This window comes from Campylobacter sp. RM12654 (genome assembly GCF_020137585.1).
In the GTDB taxonomy this organism is placed as follows: domain Bacteria; phylum Campylobacterota; class Campylobacteria; order Campylobacterales; family Campylobacteraceae; genus Campylobacter_E.
Map to the genome: position 1 here is coordinate 117,297 of NZ_JACGAR010000001.1, position 16,662 is coordinate 133,958.

The 16,662-nt window shown below is 27.7% G+C and carries 18 protein-coding genes and 1 tRNA gene; 13 read left to right on the plus strand and 6 right to left on the minus strand.

The window, feature by feature from the left end; genetic code table 11:
• Positions 1-21 precede the first annotated feature (21 nt).
• The 3 genes from AVBRAN12654_RS00575 to AVBRAN12654_RS00585 form a co-directional block, all read right to left on the minus strand.
• Positions 22-120, minus strand: a tRNA-Sec gene (locus AVBRAN12654_RS00575).
• A 30-nt stretch (positions 121-150) separates the two neighbouring features.
• Complete coding sequence (locus AVBRAN12654_RS00580) at positions 151-732, minus strand: molybdenum cofactor guanylyltransferase (protein WP_336609435.1); 582 nt, start codon at positions 730-732, stop codon at positions 151-153.
• The gene (locus tag AVBRAN12654_RS00585) at positions 722-1,975 is read right to left on the minus strand and encodes a 3-isopropylmalate dehydratase large subunit (protein ID WP_214115951.1); all 1,254 of its coding nucleotides are present in this window, start codon (positions 1,973-1,975) and stop codon (positions 722-724) included. Before AVBRAN12654_RS00585 ends, AVBRAN12654_RS00580 begins: the two co-directional genes overlap by 11 nt.
• A 62-nt stretch (positions 1,976-2,037) precedes the next feature.
• On the opposite strand from AVBRAN12654_RS00585, the gene AVBRAN12654_RS00590 reads away from it, so the two are divergent.
• The 9 genes from AVBRAN12654_RS00590 to AVBRAN12654_RS00630 all read left to right on the plus strand — a co-directional run bounded on the left by AVBRAN12654_RS00590 (position 2,038) and on the right by AVBRAN12654_RS00630 (position 10,886).
• Positions 2,038-3,318 (plus strand): NFACT RNA binding domain-containing protein, encoded by a 1,281-nt coding sequence (locus tag AVBRAN12654_RS00590; RefSeq protein WP_214115953.1) that lies wholly within the window; start codon positions 2,038-2,040, stop codon positions 3,316-3,318.
• A complete protein-coding gene (locus AVBRAN12654_RS00595) occupies positions 3,315-3,629 on the plus strand; it encodes a hypothetical protein (RefSeq protein WP_214119715.1) in 315 nt (104 codons plus the stop codon). Before AVBRAN12654_RS00590 ends, AVBRAN12654_RS00595 begins: the two co-directional genes overlap by 4 nt.
• A 9-nt stretch (positions 3,630-3,638) precedes the next feature.
• Positions 3,639-4,367, plus strand: a complete 729-nt coding sequence (locus tag AVBRAN12654_RS00600) for a phosphatidate cytidylyltransferase (protein ID WP_336613744.1) — start codon at positions 3,639-3,641, stop codon at positions 4,365-4,367.
• Positions 4,368-4,399: 32 nt separating this feature from the next.
• Entirely contained in the window at positions 4,400-5,458 is a 1,059-nt protein-coding gene (locus AVBRAN12654_RS00605) for a 1-deoxy-D-xylulose-5-phosphate reductoisomerase (RefSeq protein WP_214116014.1), read from the plus strand.
• Positions 5,451-6,728, plus strand: a complete 1,278-nt coding sequence (locus tag AVBRAN12654_RS00610; RefSeq protein WP_336609436.1) for a M99 family carboxypeptidase catalytic domain-containing protein — start codon at positions 5,451-5,453, stop codon at positions 6,726-6,728. Before AVBRAN12654_RS00605 ends, AVBRAN12654_RS00610 begins: the two co-directional genes overlap by 8 nt.
• On the plus strand, positions 6,728-8,068 hold the full coding sequence (locus AVBRAN12654_RS00615; protein ID WP_336613745.1) for an SH3 domain-containing C40 family peptidase: 1,341 nt from the start codon (positions 6,728-6,730) through the stop codon (positions 8,066-8,068). Before AVBRAN12654_RS00610 ends, AVBRAN12654_RS00615 begins: the two co-directional genes overlap by 1 nt.
• Before the next feature lie 2 nt (positions 8,069-8,070).
• Entirely contained in the window at positions 8,071-9,219 is a 1,149-nt protein-coding gene (locus tag AVBRAN12654_RS00620) for a metallophosphoesterase (protein WP_336613746.1), read from the plus strand.
• Between the two features lie 61 nt (positions 9,220-9,280).
• Entirely contained in the window at positions 9,281-9,646 is a 366-nt protein-coding gene (copM, locus tag AVBRAN12654_RS00625) for a CopM family metallochaperone (protein WP_214119711.1), read from the plus strand.
• Between the two features lie 79 nt (positions 9,647-9,725).
• Positions 9,726-10,886, plus strand: coding sequence for a multidrug effflux MFS transporter (locus tag AVBRAN12654_RS00630; RefSeq protein WP_214115973.1), 1,161 nt, complete (start codon positions 9,726-9,728; stop codon positions 10,884-10,886).
• Between the two features lie 23 nt (positions 10,887-10,909).
• Here the strand turns inward: AVBRAN12654_RS00630 and yedF are convergent, their stop codons facing one another.
• Both yedF and yedE read right to left on the minus strand, forming a co-directional pair.
• Positions 10,910-11,134 (minus strand): sulfurtransferase-like selenium metabolism protein YedF, encoded by a 225-nt coding sequence (yedF, locus tag AVBRAN12654_RS00635; protein WP_214115976.1) that lies wholly within the window; start codon positions 11,132-11,134, stop codon positions 10,910-10,912.
• Positions 11,124-12,308 carry a selenium metabolism membrane protein YedE/FdhT gene (gene yedE / locus AVBRAN12654_RS00640; protein ID WP_214119710.1) on the minus strand — a complete coding sequence of 395 codons (1,185 nt, stop codon included), beginning with the start codon at positions 12,306-12,308 and terminating at the stop codon, positions 11,124-11,126. The genes yedF and yedE overlap by 11 nt, the downstream gene beginning before the upstream one ends.
• A gap of 249 nt (positions 12,309-12,557) precedes the next feature.
• Here yedE and AVBRAN12654_RS00645 point away from each other — a divergent pair, with 249 nt between their 5' ends.
• The 4 genes from AVBRAN12654_RS00645 (at position 12,558) to AVBRAN12654_RS00660 (ending at position 15,469) form a co-directional block, all read left to right on the plus strand.
• Positions 12,558-13,202: an amino acid ABC transporter permease gene (locus AVBRAN12654_RS00645; protein WP_214115980.1), complete on the plus strand. Its 645-nt coding sequence runs from the start codon at positions 12,558-12,560 to the stop codon at positions 13,200-13,202.
• On the plus strand, positions 13,199-13,855 hold the full coding sequence (locus AVBRAN12654_RS00650; RefSeq protein ID WP_214115982.1) for an amino acid ABC transporter permease: 657 nt from the start codon (positions 13,199-13,201) through the stop codon (positions 13,853-13,855). Before AVBRAN12654_RS00645 ends, AVBRAN12654_RS00650 begins: the two co-directional genes overlap by 4 nt.
• Positions 13,855-14,595 (plus strand): amino acid ABC transporter ATP-binding protein, encoded by a 741-nt coding sequence (locus tag AVBRAN12654_RS00655; RefSeq protein WP_239803371.1) that lies wholly within the window; start codon positions 13,855-13,857, stop codon positions 14,593-14,595. The genes AVBRAN12654_RS00650 and AVBRAN12654_RS00655 overlap by 1 nt, the downstream gene beginning before the upstream one ends.
• A gap of 61 nt (positions 14,596-14,656) precedes the next feature.
• Complete coding sequence (locus tag AVBRAN12654_RS00660) at positions 14,657-15,469, plus strand: cysteine ABC transporter substrate-binding protein (protein WP_214119709.1); 813 nt, start codon at positions 14,657-14,659, stop codon at positions 15,467-15,469.
• Positions 15,470-15,608: 139 nt separating this feature from the next.
• On the opposite strand, the gene AVBRAN12654_RS00665 is transcribed toward AVBRAN12654_RS00660, so the two are convergent.
• Positions 15,609-16,662, minus strand: a 1,054-nt coding sequence (locus AVBRAN12654_RS00665; RefSeq protein ID WP_336613747.1) for a Cj0814 family flagellar-dependent secreted protein, incomplete at its 5' end; no start/stop codon positions are given.

Genomic DNA, 16,662 nt, shown 5'->3' on the forward strand with positions numbered 1-16,662 from the left:
ATTATTTAAAATTCCAAAACTTGGCTAGAGAGTGAAGGAATCGAACCCCCCGCAGAATAGTCAACTACCCCACCACAAGATTTGAAGTCTTAGGGCTACACCAGTAGGCCAAACTCTCCATAAAAAAGGCTTAGTTATAGCATAAAATGTTTAATATCTGTAACTTTTAATAAACTTTTCAAAATCACTTTTTGTATTCATATTTAAAAAAGCATTATCATTTTTAAAGCTTAAAGTAATTGCCTTTGACTTTATAAAAAAATCTTTGATTTTGCAATTTTCATCTAATTCATCTAAATATTTTAAATCGCTCATCTTATAAAAACCACATAAAAAATGAGTTTTGATACTTTTTGCAACTACTGAACTTTTATATCTTTTATGTTTATAAAAAAGTCTTTTTATAGAGCTTTTATTAATTTTTACAAAATCAACTGCAATTACAAAAACAGAATTTGAATTAGGAATTTTAATATTTTTAAAAGTCTTTAAACCATTAATTGGATGAAAATATTCATAATTATCTTTTAAAAATTTACATTTTAAATCACTTGGCTTAGTCTTAGCACAAAAATATATTTCATTAAATAAAGGCTGTAATTTTTCATATAAATAATTAATCAGGCTAATTTCACGCTTTTTATAAATAAAGCGTAAATTAGCCTTATCTTGCCCCATTCTACTTGATTTTCCACCACCTAAAATTAGGCAAACGCTATTTTTAAAGCTCATCAGGAGAACAAATATATCCTTTAATTGCACTAGCAGCAGCAATTGCACTATTTGCAAGATAAACTTCTGAAGTTCTTGCACCCATACGACCTACGAAATTTCTATTCGTAGTTGATATACAACGCTCTCCATCAGCTAAAATCCCCATATACCCACCTAAACACGCACCACAAGTTGGATTACTTACAACTGCACCAGCACTAGCAAATATATCCATTAAGCCTTCTTTTTGAGCTTGTAAAGCAATTTTAGTTGTAGCTGGAGTAATTATCATTCTTACATCTGAATGAACTTTTTTATCTTTTAAAATACTCGCTGCAATTCTTAAATCACTTAGCCTTCCATTTGTGCATGAGCCTACAAATGCTTGGTCAATTTTTACCTTTTCACTTACAGCTTGTTTTATACTTTTACCATTACTTGGTAAGAACGGATATGCTACAACAGGGTCAAGCTTGTCTAAATCAATCTCAATTACTCTTTCATAAACAGCATTTGGCAAGTGGCTAAACTCAACGCCTTTTCTCTTTAAATTAACCGAGTTTAAAAACTCTCTTGTAACATTATCAACAGCACAAATTCCATTCTTTGCACCTGCTTCAATCGCCATATTACATAAACTAAAACGGCTATCCATATCAAGCTCTTCAATTCCAAAAAACTCTAATGATTTATATAAAGCCCCATCAACGCCTAAAATTCTAATAATTTCTAAAATTAAATCTTTTCCATAAACCCAAGGCTTTAATTTTCCACGAAATTGCACTTTAATAGCACTTGGTACTTTAAACCAGTTTTTACCTGTTATCATTGCATACGCTAAATCAGTGCTTCCCATTCCAGTAGCAAATGCTCCTAAAGCTCCATGCGTACAGGTATGGCTATCTGCACCAATTATCACATCACCTGGGCTAATAAGTCCATTTTCAGGTAAAAGTGCGTGTTCAATACCCATATTTTTTTCATCAAAAAGATATTTTAAATTATGTTCTTTTGCAAAATCTCTACTAATTTTTGCTTGATTTGCACTTAGAATATCTTTTGCAGGAATATAGTGGTCAAGCACAATTGCAAAACCATCAGGATTAGCTAATTTTGTAGCACCACTTTTTTTAAATTGTTTAATAGAAATTGGAGTTGTAATATCATTTCCTATTACCATATCAATAGGACAATCAATAATCTCACCTGCTTTTACTTCTTTTCCTATATGATGAGCAAATATTTGTTCTGTTAAAGTCATAGATTTCCCTTTTTTTCTAATTTTATTAATTTTAGCCGTTAAAATTAATAAAAGGATTAAAAATGAATTATTATGATTTAGTGCAAATTAAAGATTATTTAAAGCAATATAAAAAGATAAATCGTGCATATAGAATAAACGATAATTGCTTATGTATTGAGTTTAAAGATAAATTATATTTTGATTTAACCAAGGGCAAAAGTGCAATTTATAGTGGTAATTTATATGCTAAAGATTATACTAGTCCATTTGATTTACAACTTAAAAAAATGCTTTTTAACGCAAGTATTTTAGATATTAAAGTGCCTATAAATAATAGGATTTTAGAGTTTAAACTAGCCTTAGCTCACGCTTATAAAAAAATGGAATTTTATTTAATACTTGAGTTTTCAGGAAAATTTACAAATGCACTAATCTTAGATGATAAAAGAAATATAATAAGTGCCTTAAGATACGGCAAAAACAACCTTAGAGATATTTTACAAAATGAACCTTACATAGATTTAGAACCTACAAAAATCACTGAAAAAAATATAAAAATTGAAGATTTTAAAATTTATTTCGCAAATATTTTTGCAAGTCTTCAAAACGAGAAATTAAACTCATTAAAAGCTCAAAAAATAATGGAAAATGATAAAAAAATTGAAAAATTAGAGCTTTTGATAAATTCTTTAGAAGATGAAGAATTACTAAACAAAAAAGCACTTTATGAATACGCAAAAGGCGATGCACTAAAAGAAAACTTATATAAAATAAAAGATTACGAAAGAGAATTTGAAATAGGAATTTATAAATATTCTTTAATCAATTCTGCAAAATATGAGCTAAATAATATTTATAAAAACGCTAAAAAATTAAGCCAAAAAGCAAAAAATATAAGCATAGAAAAAGATAATCTAAACGAAAAAATAAATGCTTTAAATAGCCTAAAACAAGCAATAATTTGCACAAAAGATGAAGTATTTTTACGCTCATTATTCGCAAAAAACAATAAAAAAGGCAAAACCCAGCAAAATCCAAATATATTAAATTTTTATGTAAATGATTACAAAATTAGCGTAGGACTTAATGAAAACGCTAATGAATATTTGCTAAAAAATAGCAAAAAAGATGATTTATGGTTTCATTTAAAGGATTTAAAAGGCTCTCATGTAATAATTTCAAGCAACAAAAAAAGCTATGATATAGATTTAATCTATCATGCTGCAAGTCTTTGTGCTTGTTATTCTGGTAAAAAAGAAGGTAATTTTTTAGTAGATTTTACAAAAAGAGCAAATGTAAAAATTATTGAAAAAGCATTCGTTAATTATGTTAATTACGATACTATAAAGGTTTTTTTATGAGTGTAAATAATATTGGAAATATAAATTATATAAATCAAAATCAAGGCGTAGCGATTGATAATCACGCAAAACATAATGCAAAAATGTTTGCTGATGAGCAAATTACTTTAGTTACGCCAGAAGTTAATGTAATAGAAGAAAGTAGCGAAAGCTCAAAAACAAACACAAATCTTGATGATGAAAAATCATATCAAGAAGAACGCCCTAAAAAAGAGCATAAAAGAGCTAATTTTTTCGGTGTTATGATAGAAGAAGATGAAGAAATTGAAGAAATAAAAGAAAGCGATAGGCTTTTTGATAAACTTGTTTAAGGAGTATTTATGTTGAATGAAAAAATAAAAACAGGCTTAATTTTTGCAATAATTGCAGTAATTTTTCTAGCGATAAATTCTTATTATTTATGGCTAATAATATTTTTATTAGCTAGTGGCATTGGATATTTTGAAGCTTGTAAATTATTTGATACTAAAAATAATTATTTAATTTTAGCCTTAGGATTGATATTAGGAATTTATACTCAAATGCCTGTGGTTTCTATGATTTTTGCTATTTTAGTTCTTGCTTCTTTTTTAGCATATAAACAAGGAGATTTAAAAGAAATTCTACCATTTATTTATGCAGGAATTGGAATTAGCTTTATTTTTGAAACTTATATTAGATTTGAATTAAGTGGCTTTATTTGGCTACTTTTAAGCGTTGTTTTATGTGATAGTTTTGCTTATTTTGTAGGTAAAAAATATGGAAAAACTAGCTTTAGTCCAAGTTCTCCTAATAAGACTTTAGAAGGAGTAATCGGTGGAATTATCATTAGCACAATAATTTCAAGTATTTATGCTGGTTTTGTTTATAGTGAGATTGGCTTTTTTGGAGTTTTATTTTTATCATTTTTAATGGCGTTTTTTGCTGTATTTGGAGATTTATTTGAAAGCTATTTAAAACGCTTAGCGAAGGTTAAAGATAGTGGAGAGCTTTTCCCTGGACATGGCGGAGTATTAGATAGAGTTGATGCTTTGATTTTTGCTAGTATTATTATGGTGGTATTCTTATGAGCTTTACTATAAATCCAACAAAACCTGAAATTATAAGTGTATTTGGTTCAACTGGTTCAATCGGCGTTAATGCTTTAAAAATCATAAAACAAGCTGATATTAAATTAGAGTGCATTAGTGCTTATAAAAACTATGAATTATTAAACGAACAAATAAAAATGTTTAATCCTAAAATAGTCTTAGCAAGTGATGAAATACTAGATAAAGTAAATCATTCTAATAAATACTCAATAAAAGACGCTGCATTTATAATGCAAGATTTAAAAAGTGATGGAATTATCAATGCAATAGTAGGATTTGCAGGGCTTAAAATATCTTTACAAACTCAAGAATTAGATAAAAAACTCTTTTTAGCAAATAAAGAAAGCTTGGTTGTGGCTGGAAAATTTCTTGATACTTTTAATATCTCTCCTATTGATAGCGAGCATAGTGCATTAGCAGCACTTTTAAGGGGTATTAAACACCCTAAAAAGCTAACAATTACCGCTAGTGGTGGGGCATTTTTTAAATACAATGAAGTTGCAAATCTAAAAGCAAATGAAGCCTTAAAACACCCTAATTGGGATATGGGAGCAAAAATCACAATAGATAGTGCAACAATGACAAATAAGCTTTATGAATTAATAGAAGCAAAACATTTATACCCTAATTTAGAATTAGATGCAATCATAGAGCCAAGCTCAAGTATTCACGCATTTTGCGAAAGTATTAATGGCTCAATGAGTGCTTATTTTAGCGTGCCTGATATGAAGCTTAGCATTGCAAATGCACTCTTAGGTGAGAGTGATTTTGCTGCTTGTGAATATTTTGATATTTTAAAACTTGCTAAATTAGAATTCTTTGAGATAAATCCTAATAAATACCCTATTTTTAGGCTAAAAGATGAGCTATTAAACAATCCTGATTTAGGTGTTATTATCAATGCTGCTAATGAAGAATTTGTATATAAATATTTAAAAGATGAATGTAAATTCTATGATATTAGCGACGCAGTATTTAAGGCTTTAGATAAATTTGCTGATAGTAAAATAAATACTATTGATGATGTGTTTAGTGTAGATAAAATGGTAAGAGAGTTTTTGAATGCTTAAGATATTTTTAACATTTTTAAGTCTTAATTTATTTGCTTTAAATTTTACTATAAACACTTTAGGAGAATGTGAAAAAGTTTGTGATAATACCGTTTTGATTTTTGGCGGTATTCAAGGAGATGAGCCAGGTGGTTTTCACGCTGCTAGCTTATTAATCACGGATTATAAAATCACTAAAGGAAAAGTAATTGTAGTGCCAAATCTTGCATTTGATTCAATAATTGCTAGAAGTCGTGGAGAATTTGGAGATTTAAATCGCAAATTCGCAGAACTTAGTGAAGATGACCCTGATTATTACACAGTTGAATTAATTAAAAAAATAATAACTTTACCTGAAGTAAAACTCATAATAAATCTTCACGATGGTAGTGGATATTATTCTCCAAATTATATAAATAAGGATAAAAATCCTAAAAAATGGGGAAATTCTTGCATAATTGACCAAGAGCAAATTGACGCAAAATACGGGAATTTAAACGAAATTGCAAGTAAGGCTTGTGAAAGTATAAATAATAATTTATTACACAAATTACATAGCTATCATTTAAAAAACACAAACACAGCAAATGGCGATGAAGAAATGCTAAAAAGCCTAACTTATTATGCAATTACTCAAGGTAAAGCCGCCTATGCAAACGAAGCTAGCAAAAATCTATTAACCCACGAAAGAGCATATTATCATTTACTAGCAATTGAGAGCTATTTAAAGGCTGCTGGAGTTGAGTTTGAGCGAGAATTTGAATTAAATCCTAATGCAGTAAGAGAAGTTATTGAAAAACCGATTTTAATTAAAATTGAAAATCGCTTTTTATTAAGCCTTCAAAAACCAAGAGAAAAAATAAGATTTATTCCAATAAAATTGCCATTTACTTATAAAGCTAGCAATGAATTAACTGCGATTTTTAAAAACAATCAAGATAATGGCTTTAGTATTCAATACGGCAATCGCTTTCAAACTAATTTGTATTTAGAAAAAAATGTTGAATATAGCGATATTATTGATAAGTTAAATTTAATTGTTGATGATAAAGAAATCACAACTAATTTTGCAAAAATGATTGAAGTAAAAAATTATTTTTTAGTTAAAAAGCACGATAAAGTAAGAATTAATGTCATAGGCTATAACGCAAAAGATAGTGAAGATAGTATAAAACTAAGCCTTAAAAATATGCAAAAACAATACTCAATTGATAAAGCAGGTAAGATTTATAGGGTTGAAGCTTACGAAGATAATAAATTCATAGGTGCAATTTTAATTAGATTTGAATGATGAGAAATATTATTTTAATTATTTGTGTTGTAATTTTTACTTCTTGCAGTAAAAATTATTTTGCTCTTCCATCTCAAGACTTAAATAATTATGAGAGCAATGAGTTTTATATCAATAAAGAAGTATCGCAAAAATTAAAAGAAAATTATTTAAAAAACCTATTTTATGTGTGGGGAATTGACAAAACCAATATCAATATGAAAAATATTGCAAATGATATTTTAAAAGACACAGGTTATGGAGAAAATTATCAATTAAATTCTCAAAAATTAATGCAAAATATAGTGGATAATGCTGATTTTGATAATTTAAACAAAATTTCAAAAAATGCAATCATTATTCATTCAAGTAATTTAAGATTATTACCTACTAAAAAACCAAGATTTAAAAATCCTAAATTAGCAGGCGAAGGCTATCCGTTTGATTATTTGCAAAACTCATTTATCTACGCATATACTCCTGTTAAAATCTCTCATTTTAGCAAGGATTTTGGCTGGAGTTTTATTTATAATAGCGTGGTAGTTGGCTTTATAGAAAATAAAAATATTGCATTTATTAGTGATGAAGATTTAAATATTTATAAATCATCAAAAGACTTCATAATGCCTAAAAAAGATAAAATTGCATTAATAGATAAAAATGAAGACTTCATAGAATACGCAAGAATTGGAATGCCTTTGGCATTAAGTAAAGAAAGTGCTAATTTTTATACTATAAGAGTTTTTAAAAAGGATTTAAACAATAACGCAAAACTTATTGAAATAAAGGTCAAAAAAGAAGATTTTTTCAAGCTTGGAGATAGTTTTTCTAGCGTTGATTTAAAAAAAATCGCAAATGAATTAATAGGACAAAACTATGGCTGGGGCGGATTAAACGGCGATAGAGATTGCTCTGCTTTTTTAAAAGATGTCTTTGGCACATTTGGAGTTTTTCTAGCTAGAAATTCGCAAGATCAAATCTATCAAAAAGATTATTTAAATAGAAAAATATTTTTTAATATCTCAAAACTTAGCAATAAACAAAAATATAATTATATTAAAAGCAATGCAATACCTTTTGCAACCTTGCTAGCTCTAAAAGGTCATATAGTTTTATATTTAGGAGAATTTGATAACAAAATCTATATATTGCATAATTTATGGGGGATTAAAAATTATGAGCGTGGAGTTGAGAGTAGAATTATCGTTGGAAAAGTAGCAATAACCACAATAGATGCAGGCAAAAATCTCTCAAGTGTAAAAGAACAAGATGTAATATTAAGTAGGATTTTTGGTATGAGAAATCTATTTGCTGATGAATTGCAGTTTGAAATTACTAATTTAAATTCTAATAAGGACTAATTATGGCTATATTACTTGGTATTTTATATTTTTTATTGGTATTTTTCGCTAATGCAAATATGCTTTTAAGAACTATTAAAAATAATACTTTTAATAAATTTAGAAAAATAATTGTGGCTTTTTATAGTATTATTTTTGCGTTTGAACTAAGCTTAATTACTCAAGAAAACTTAATTAAAGAGCTTTTATATTATTCTTTTATAATTTTAATTGCTTCAACTATTGTGTTTTTTATGATTATGAGTTTTTATTATATCAAGACAAAAATAGTCTATGAAGAACATTTTGCAAAAGCAATTGATATATGGGAGATATTCAATTTTTTTCCTATATTTTTTATACTTATTTATTATTTAAAAGATATAAATATTTTAAATTATGAGTATATATTTGTTTTCATAGCTTTTGTATTTTTTTATAAGGTATCAAAAAACGCAATAAAAGTCCCTAAAATAAAAGAAATAAATCTAAACGAAGATAAACTAAAAAAAGATTTAAAAATCGCAATGATAGCTGATATTCATCTAAAAAAGAATTTAAATGATGAGTTTTTTATAAATATAATTAATAAAATTAATTCTTTAAATCCTGATTTAGTAGTAATCGTAGGAGATTTAGTAGATACAGGTATTAATAATGTCAAAAACCTTAATTATCTAAATGAACTAAAATCAACCTATGGCACATTTTATGTCTTAGGAAATCACGAATATTATCACGGAGTAGGCAGTATCGCTAAGGAATTAAAAAAATATAAATTGCATTTTTTAGATAATAAAAGCATAGAATTTGATGATTTTGTAATATCAGGTGTAAATGATTTGATGGGGCTAAAGCTTAAGACTTTTGAGCCTGATATTAGCAAATTAAAGCCTAAATTAGATAAGTTTAATATCTTACTAACCCATCAGCCAAAATTTGTTAAAAAATACGATGTTAGCCCTTATGATTTAATCCTAGCTGGACATACTCACGCAGGACAAATCTTTCCTTTTAGCCTAGCTGTTAAACTTGAGCAAGGATATTTAAAAGGCTTATATAATGTAAAAAATAGCAAAATGTATGTAACAAGTGGAGCGGGATTTTGGGGTATAGTAGCTAGGTTTAATGCAAGTAGCGAAATAGTCTTAATTAATGTAAAAGCCAAATAATTTACTTAATAGAAAATACTAATTAATAAAATATATCTTTATTTAAAACAAGGAGTATTTTATGAAAAAAATTTTTTTATGTTTATGCTTAGGTGCATTTAGTTTATTTGCTAAAGATTTAAGTCCTCAAGAATTAAACGATATGAAAAAAGAACTAAATGAAAGTATGATGAAAATGCACTCTAAAATGCAAGCAGGTATGAATGAAAACGACCCTGATATAGCATTTGTAGCAGGTATGCTACCTCATCACATTGGTGCTGTTGATATGGCTAAAATCGTTTTAAAATATGGAGAAGATGAAAATATCAAAAAATTAGCTAATGATATTATAAAAGCTCAAGAAATTGAAATTAAATTTATGCAAGAATATTTAGAGAAAAAAGGCTATAAATATCCAGAAGCAATCAATCATCATCAACATTAATAATTTATGCAAGGTAATTTTCCTTGCATAAAACTTCATTTGCCAAATTAAGACAATATCATATTTTTTAGGAGTATAGATGAAAGAAAAATTTTTTATTTTAATATTGGCATTTTTAAGTGCTATTGCCCCACTTGCAACTGATATGTATTTACCTGCATTAAGCTTAGTTCAGCATAGTTTTAATACAAGTGAGTTTTATACTCAATTAAGCATTGCTAGTTTTTTTATAGCCTTTGCATTAGGACAATTATTATATGGACCAATTAGCGATATTTATGGTAGAAAAATCCCATTAATTATAGGACTTTTTATATTTATAATATCTAGCTTTTTATGTTTTTTAGTTGATAATATTTATACTTTTATTGCTTTAAGATTTATGCAAGCACTTGGCGGATGTGCTGGGGTTGTGATTGCAAGAGCTATTGTAAATGATTGTTTTTCTAAGCAAAAAGCAGTGGCTGTATTTTCATTAATGATGATTAGTTCTAGCATAGCTCCTATGATTTCTCCTAGCATTGGTGGGCTTTTGCTTAAATATTTTTCTTGGCAAAGTATTTTTATTACTTTATTTTGTCTTGGAATTTTATTATTATTTTTAAGTATTTTTTATATAAAAGAAAGTAACAAAAATCAAATTCCATTTTCATTTTCAAATATTTATAAAGCATATAAAAGTGTTTTAACTAATAAAAGTTTTTTAATTTATGTAATTAGCTCAAGTTTAATTATGAGCACTTTATTTGCTTATATTAGTGGCTCAAGTTTTGTTTTTACCAATGTTTTTAATATCAGCTTACAAGAATATGGATTAATATTTGGGATAAATTCTTTAGGATTTATGATAACAGCTAGATTAAATGTGTATTTTACTTCTAAATTTGGTATATCAAAAGTAATTTTTATAGCTTGTATAACAATGATAATTAATTCATTTTGCTTAATACTTTTATCAAATAATTTTTATACTTTTACTTTATTTTTATTCTTAACTTTATGTATGCTAGGCTTTATAACACCAAATCTAGTTACAAAAGCTATGCAAAAATCTAAAAAATATTCAGGTAGTGCTTCAGCAATACTTGGAGCTATGCAATTTATGTTCGCAGGATTTGCAGCGTTTTTAGTCGGTGCTATGAATGCTAATACGAGTTTTGCACTAGCTTGCATAATAAGCGTTTTTTGCTTACTTGCAAGTCTAGTTTATATTTTAAGATTTAAGTTAATTAGAATTTAAAACTTCTGTTTTAAATTCTAAACTTATTTTTTAGTGATATAAAAGCCTAAAATAGAGCCATTTTGCACTACTTCGCAACTATGACCTAAAGCTTTCATATCAGGTGGAATTCCATTAATACTTTGCGGACAATCGCTAATTATTTCTAATACTTCGCCGCTTTTTAACTTGTGAATTACTTCATTAGCAACAATTGCAGGATAAGGACAAGGTTCGCCTAATAAAGAAATAGAATAATCAATTTTCATTTTTTCTCCTTGCATAAAATAATATTAAAGCAATGCTTATTAAAAATAAAGCTATATTAATGCCAAGACCACTATATCCGCTTAATTTGATTTTTTCTCCACTCAAAAACCACTTAGGCAATAAATCATAATTTAAAGCAATTAGCATAGTTCCTATTATATTTCCAATACCAACTACTATAAAATGAGTTTGCCCTTCTACTGCACGATATAAAAATCCACATTCACAACCACCTGCAAACACTATACCAAAGCCAAATATAAATGCTCCCGTGCAAAGCCCAAGAGATATTTCTAAAACCTTAGCGTTGTATCCGCCTTTATTTAATAATGCAAATACGAAAATACTAGCAACTAACATTGATACAAATAAAGCTAAAGAAAAACTATATCTTTTAAATAAAAATAAATCCCTAAAACAAGAAGTAAAGCAAATCTGTCCTTTTTGTATCAACCAGCCAAAAATCACTCCAAATATCAATGCTGTAGGAAGATTTTTAGTATCATTACTAGCTAAATACGCAAAGAATACAAAAAAAGCAATTACGCTAAGAAATAAAATAATTTTGTTTTTTTGTTCTAAATTCTTATCTATTTTTAATTGCGGAGTATTTGTTTTAATCATCTCATATCTAGGAGCAAAAATCTTAATTTTTAGCACCAAAATAGCCGCTGCAACCCCAAGACACATAAAAATAGCAAAAACCCAAGTATGTAAAGAAAAATAAGGAAGACCTGTAAAAAAGTTAGCCAAATTGCATCCCCAAGCAAGTCTAGCACCAAATCCTGCTAATATCCCGCCAATTAATGCTTGAAAAAATCTAGTCTTAGAAGCTATTTTTCTAAAATACACCTTATTAGCAACGCTAGCAGCTAATAAACAACCAATTATAAGTCCGATAATCATAACCCCATCAACACGAGTTAGCATAGTTCCGTTTAGATTTTGCTTTTGATAATATGAATACGAACTTAAATCCATTCCAAAAAGCTCAAGAATTTCCCCACCGATACGAGTAAATTCACCTGTTACTGCAAAAACACCACCAAAAATAGCAAAATATAAAGTTGCCATTATGCTTAAAACCATAACCGCTTTAGTATTGCTATAGAATTTGCTTAGGTAGTTTTGATGAAAGTGTGCAAGTTCTGCACCAAAATTTGAAGTTTTCATAAAATTCCTTTGTATAGCTAAAACTTAGCCAAAATTAAAAGGCTGATTATAAATAAGCATTCTTAAAGATTTCTTTAAATTATTTATCTCAAAATCAAGTTAATTTATTTGAATAAAATTATTTAATATAAACACATATTTATTAATAATTTTTGCAACAAAATTAAAAGAATTTGAAAATAAAATTGCAAATATTATTTATCAAAAAAAGATATATTTAACCCGTTTTTATTTTAGCTAGGAGCTTAGATGGATTTTGAAGTTATAAAAGAGTTTTATCCACTTTACATAGACGCATTAATCCTTACTATAAAACTTGCATTTTATGGCATAGTTTTATCATTTTTAATAGGGCTATTTTGTATGTGGGTTGAACTACATAAACTAAGGTTTTTAAAACTAATTTGTAATGCTTATATAGAGCTTTCAAGAAATACCCCGCTTTTAATTCATTTGTTTTTCTTATATTATGCAATGCCAAAGCTTGGAATTAAACTTGAAGCCTTTACTTGTGGAGTAATTGGACTTGCATTTTTAGGTGGTGGATATATGGCTGAGAGTTTAAAATCAGGCTTAAATGCTATTAATAAGCACCAAATAGAAGCAGGATATGCTCTAGCGTTAAGCAAAAATCAAGTTTTATACTACATATTATTGCCATTATCACTTAGAGTTTCTATAGCTAGTATTAATGCAAATATAATATTTTTGTTAAAAGAAACATCAGTAGTAAGTGTAATAGCTCTAGCTGATTTAGTCTATACAGCAAAAGATATAATAGGACTTTATTATGTAACTAATGAAGCTTTATTTATGCTTTGTGTTGCTTATTTTATAATGATTTTACCGCTTTCATTATTTTTAACTTGGTTTGAAGCAAGGATTAGAAAATGAGTGAAATATTATTTGATTTATCAATTTATTCAAGGCTTTATGAAGGCTTAAAAGTTACTTTATTTATATCTTTTGTATCTATATTTTTCTCAATTATAGGCGGGCTTGTTTTAGGCGTTTTTATGAGTTTAGGAAATAAAATTATTTTTTATATTCTAAAAATAATTCTTGAAATTATAAGATTTATGCCTATTATCGTTTGGCTATTTTTAATATATTTTGGAATGTCAAGTTGGCTTAGTATAGATGCTATTAGTGCTACTATTATTGTATTTGTGATTTGGGGTATGTTTGAGATGATGGATTTAGTAAGGGGTGCAATAACAAGTATTCCTAAACACCAATTTGAAAGCTCAATCGCACTTGCACTTAGCAAATACCAAATGTATAGATATATTATTTTGCCACTTGCATTAAAAAGATTAATTCCTAATGTAATAAATCTTTTAAGCCGTATGATTAAGACTACTTCAGTAGCTTATTTAATAGGTGTTGTAGATATTTTAGCAATAGGTAATCAATTAAAAGAAGTTACATTATTTATTAGCAATCTAGCACCTTTATATATTTATACAATTATATTTTTTATATATTTTATAATTTGTTATCCCTTATCAAAAATATCAAAAATACTAGAAAAAAGGTGGAGTTAATGAGTATTTTAAAACTTGAAAATATTAATAAATTTTACGGCAATAACCACGCTTTAAAGGATATTTCTTTTGAAGTTAATAAAGGCGAAGTTGTTGTTTTAGTAGGGCCTAGTGGCTGTGGAAAAAGCACAACTTTAAGGTGTATTAACGGACTTGAAAATATAGCTAGTGGAAATATTTATATAAAAAATGAAATAATTACTAAAGATTATAAAAACTGGCAAGAGATTAGAAAATATGTTGGAATGGTGTTTCAAAGCTATGAATTGTTTGACCATTTAAATGTGCTTGAAAATATCTTATTAGCTCCTATGAAAGTTCAAAAGCGTAAAAAAGATGAAGTTTTAAAACAAGCCCTAGATTTATTACAAAAAGTTGGTTTAGAACACAAACAAAACGCCTATCCAAAAGAGCTAAGTGGTGGTCAAAAACAAAGAATTGCAATAGTTAGGGCTTTATGTATGAATCCTGAAATTATGCTTTTTGATGAAGTTACGGCTGCGCTTGATCCTGAAATAGTAAGAGAAGTTTTAGATGTATTATTAAATCTTGCAAAAGAAGAGAAAACAATGCTAATAGTAACTCACGAAATGGCATTTGCTAGAGCTGTAGCTGATAAAATTATTTTTATGGATAGTGGCAAAATCGTTGAAATTGCAAGTCCTGAAGAGTTTTTTACAAATCCGCAAACTAATAGAGCTAAGCAATTTTTAAATATGTTTGAATTTAAAAAGGATTAAAATTATCTTTTATTAATTTTTTTGCGTTTTAATTACGACGATTTTATTTAAAGGAGAAATTATGAAAAAAGTTATTTTATCACTTGTTGCAGGGGCTTTACTAACCTGTTTTGCTAATGCTAGAAATATTGAAGAGATTAAAACTAGCGATAATATTAAAATAGGTGTTTTTGCTGATAAACCACCATTTGGCTTTGTTGATAAAGAAGGCAAATTCCAAGGCTATGATATTTATTTTGCAAAAAGAATTGCTAAAGATTTATTAGGTAGTGAAGATAAATTAACCTTAGTTCCTGTTGAGGCTGCTAGTAGGGTTGAGTTTTTACAATCTGATAAAGTTGACATTATTTTAGCTAATTTTACAAAAACACCTGAAAGAGCAAGAGTTGTTGATTTTGCATTACCTTATATGAAAGTTTCATTAGGCATTGCAAGTCCTAAAAATGCAGAGATTAAAGACATTAAAGAACTAGATGGAAAAACTCTAATCGTAAATAAAGGCACAACTGCTGATGCGTATTTTACAAAAAATAAAAACGGAGTAAATCTAGCAAAATACGACCAAAATACTGAAACTTTTGGAGCATTATTAGATGGCAGAGGTGCTGCACTAGCACACGATAATACCTTGCTTTTTGCTTGGGTTAAAAACAATCCTGATTTTGTAGTAGGTATTAGTGAATTAGGGGATATTGATGTAATCGCACCTGCTGTTAAAAAAGGCAATAAAGAGCTTTTAGAATGGCTAAATAATGAGATAGTAAAACTAGGCGAAGAGCAATTCTTCCACAAAAATTATGATGAAACTCTAGCACCTGTTTATGGAACTGATATTGATAAAGAAAGCGTTGTTGTAGAAGGCGGCAAACTTTAATAATTTTGAATTAGGATTATTCCTAATTCGCTTTTTATTCTTATTTTAAATTCTATTGAGTTTTAAGAATTTAAGATAAGAAAATCTTTTCAAAAATCAAAATATCTTATAACTTTTGCAATAAAATTTCTAAAATAATCTAAACTTTTATATCAAACAATCTTATATTAGATACTTTATTTTGGCTAAAACTAAAAGCTAGTTTTAAAAACTCATCATAATTTAATTCGCTAATGTTTTTATTTGGATTTTCTAAACCCATTAATTCTCTTATCTTTCTCATAAATTCATCAGCTTGTTTTTCTTCAGCTTTTTTATTACTACTAAAAAATCCACTATTAAGACTATATAAGGTTTTAGTATAATTAGCACTTCCTAAAATAGCACTTCTTTGGCTTAATGGTTTATCATAAGCATTTAATTTGACATAATCTTTCAGCCATCTTGGCATACGCTCAACTTCAGCACTCATAAAGCCATTTTCTCCCCTTGCCATTACTTGCATTCCTAACGCTTTATCAAATGCAAAAAATGTAGCCGAGCTAATTTTTCTATCATAACCACTTAATTTACCTTTATATGTGCTTTCTCCTTCAATTAAAGTTGGGTTTGATTTTAATATACCTATCAAAAGCCCGCCTTTTGATATTTCTCCATTTTCATTTATATAATTTTGTCTTGCTTCGTCATAATCACCAAAATATCCACTAAATCTAGGGTCTTGCTTGATATTATCAGGTGGAAAAACATTTGTGTTTGGTAAGGTTTTATCATCATTGTCAAAAGAATAAAATAAGGGATGATGAGTTTGGTAAAGTTCATTTTGAAAAGTCATTCCGTGATTATTCTCATAATCATCAGGTGAATGTAAAATTTTATTGATTTTGATTTCATCACTTCTTGCTTGAATATAACCTTGTGGAAATTGCTTTATATCTTCGGTATTAAAAAATTCTTTAGAGTTTAAAAAATCTTCACTTACAACTTGGCTTAAGACTTTATAAGCATTACCAACGCTTTTTGCTATATCAATTTCATAAAATGGTCTATGTGCCAAATATGATTTTTCGTTATTTTCTACTAGATTTTTTAAAGTATCGCTATGTATTTTAAAATCTTCAGGAATTCCTGCGGCGTTGTTAAAATCACTTGTAAAAAAGCCATCTTTATCAACTCCGTATCCTAATACAACT

What these genes read in the sequence shown, in the direction of transcription:
- AVBRAN12654_RS00650 (WP_214115982.1), top strand. Translation starts at nt 13,199, where the DNA reads ATGAGTGAAATATTATTTGATTTATCAATTTATTCAAGGCTTTATGAA.
- AVBRAN12654_RS00610 (WP_336609436.1), top strand. Translation starts at nt 5,451, where the DNA reads ATGCTTAAGATATTTTTAACATTTTTAAGTCTTAATTTATTTGCTTTA.
- AVBRAN12654_RS00615 (WP_336613745.1), top strand. Translation starts at nt 6,728, where the DNA reads ATGAGAAATATTATTTTAATTATTTGTGTTGTAATTTTTACTTCTTGC.
- AVBRAN12654_RS00660 (WP_214119709.1), top strand. Translation starts at nt 14,657, where the DNA reads ATGAAAAAAGTTATTTTATCACTTGTTGCAGGGGCTTTACTAACCTGT.
- yedE (WP_214119710.1), bottom strand. Translation starts at nt 12,308, where the DNA reads ATGAAAACTTCAAATTTTGGTGCAGAACTTGCACACTTTCATCAAAAC.
- AVBRAN12654_RS00645 (WP_214115980.1), top strand. Translation starts at nt 12,558, where the DNA reads ATGGATTTTGAAGTTATAAAAGAGTTTTATCCACTTTACATAGACGCA.
- AVBRAN12654_RS00585 (WP_214115951.1), bottom strand. Translation starts at nt 1,975, where the DNA reads ATGACTTTAACAGAACAAATATTTGCTCATCATATAGGAAAAGAAGTA.
- AVBRAN12654_RS00655 (WP_239803371.1), top strand. Translation starts at nt 13,855, where the DNA reads ATGAGTATTTTAAAACTTGAAAATATTAATAAATTTTACGGCAATAAC.
- AVBRAN12654_RS00590 (WP_214115953.1), top strand. Translation starts at nt 2,038, where the DNA reads ATGAATTATTATGATTTAGTGCAAATTAAAGATTATTTAAAGCAATAT.
- copM (WP_214119711.1), top strand. Translation starts at nt 9,281, where the DNA reads ATGAAAAAAATTTTTTTATGTTTATGCTTAGGTGCATTTAGTTTATTT.
- AVBRAN12654_RS00630 (WP_214115973.1), top strand. Translation starts at nt 9,726, where the DNA reads ATGAAAGAAAAATTTTTTATTTTAATATTGGCATTTTTAAGTGCTATT.
- AVBRAN12654_RS00595 (WP_214119715.1), top strand. Translation starts at nt 3,315, where the DNA reads ATGAGTGTAAATAATATTGGAAATATAAATTATATAAATCAAAATCAA.
- yedF (WP_214115976.1), bottom strand. Translation starts at nt 11,134, where the DNA reads ATGAAAATTGATTATTCTATTTCTTTATTAGGCGAACCTTGTCCTTAT.
- AVBRAN12654_RS00580 (WP_336609435.1), bottom strand. Translation starts at nt 732, where the DNA reads ATGAGCTTTAAAAATAGCGTTTGCCTAATTTTAGGTGGTGGAAAATCA.
- AVBRAN12654_RS00620 (WP_336613746.1), top strand. Translation starts at nt 8,071, where the DNA reads ATGGCTATATTACTTGGTATTTTATATTTTTTATTGGTATTTTTCGCT.
- AVBRAN12654_RS00600 (WP_336613744.1), top strand. Translation starts at nt 3,639, where the DNA reads ATGTTGAATGAAAAAATAAAAACAGGCTTAATTTTTGCAATAATTGCA.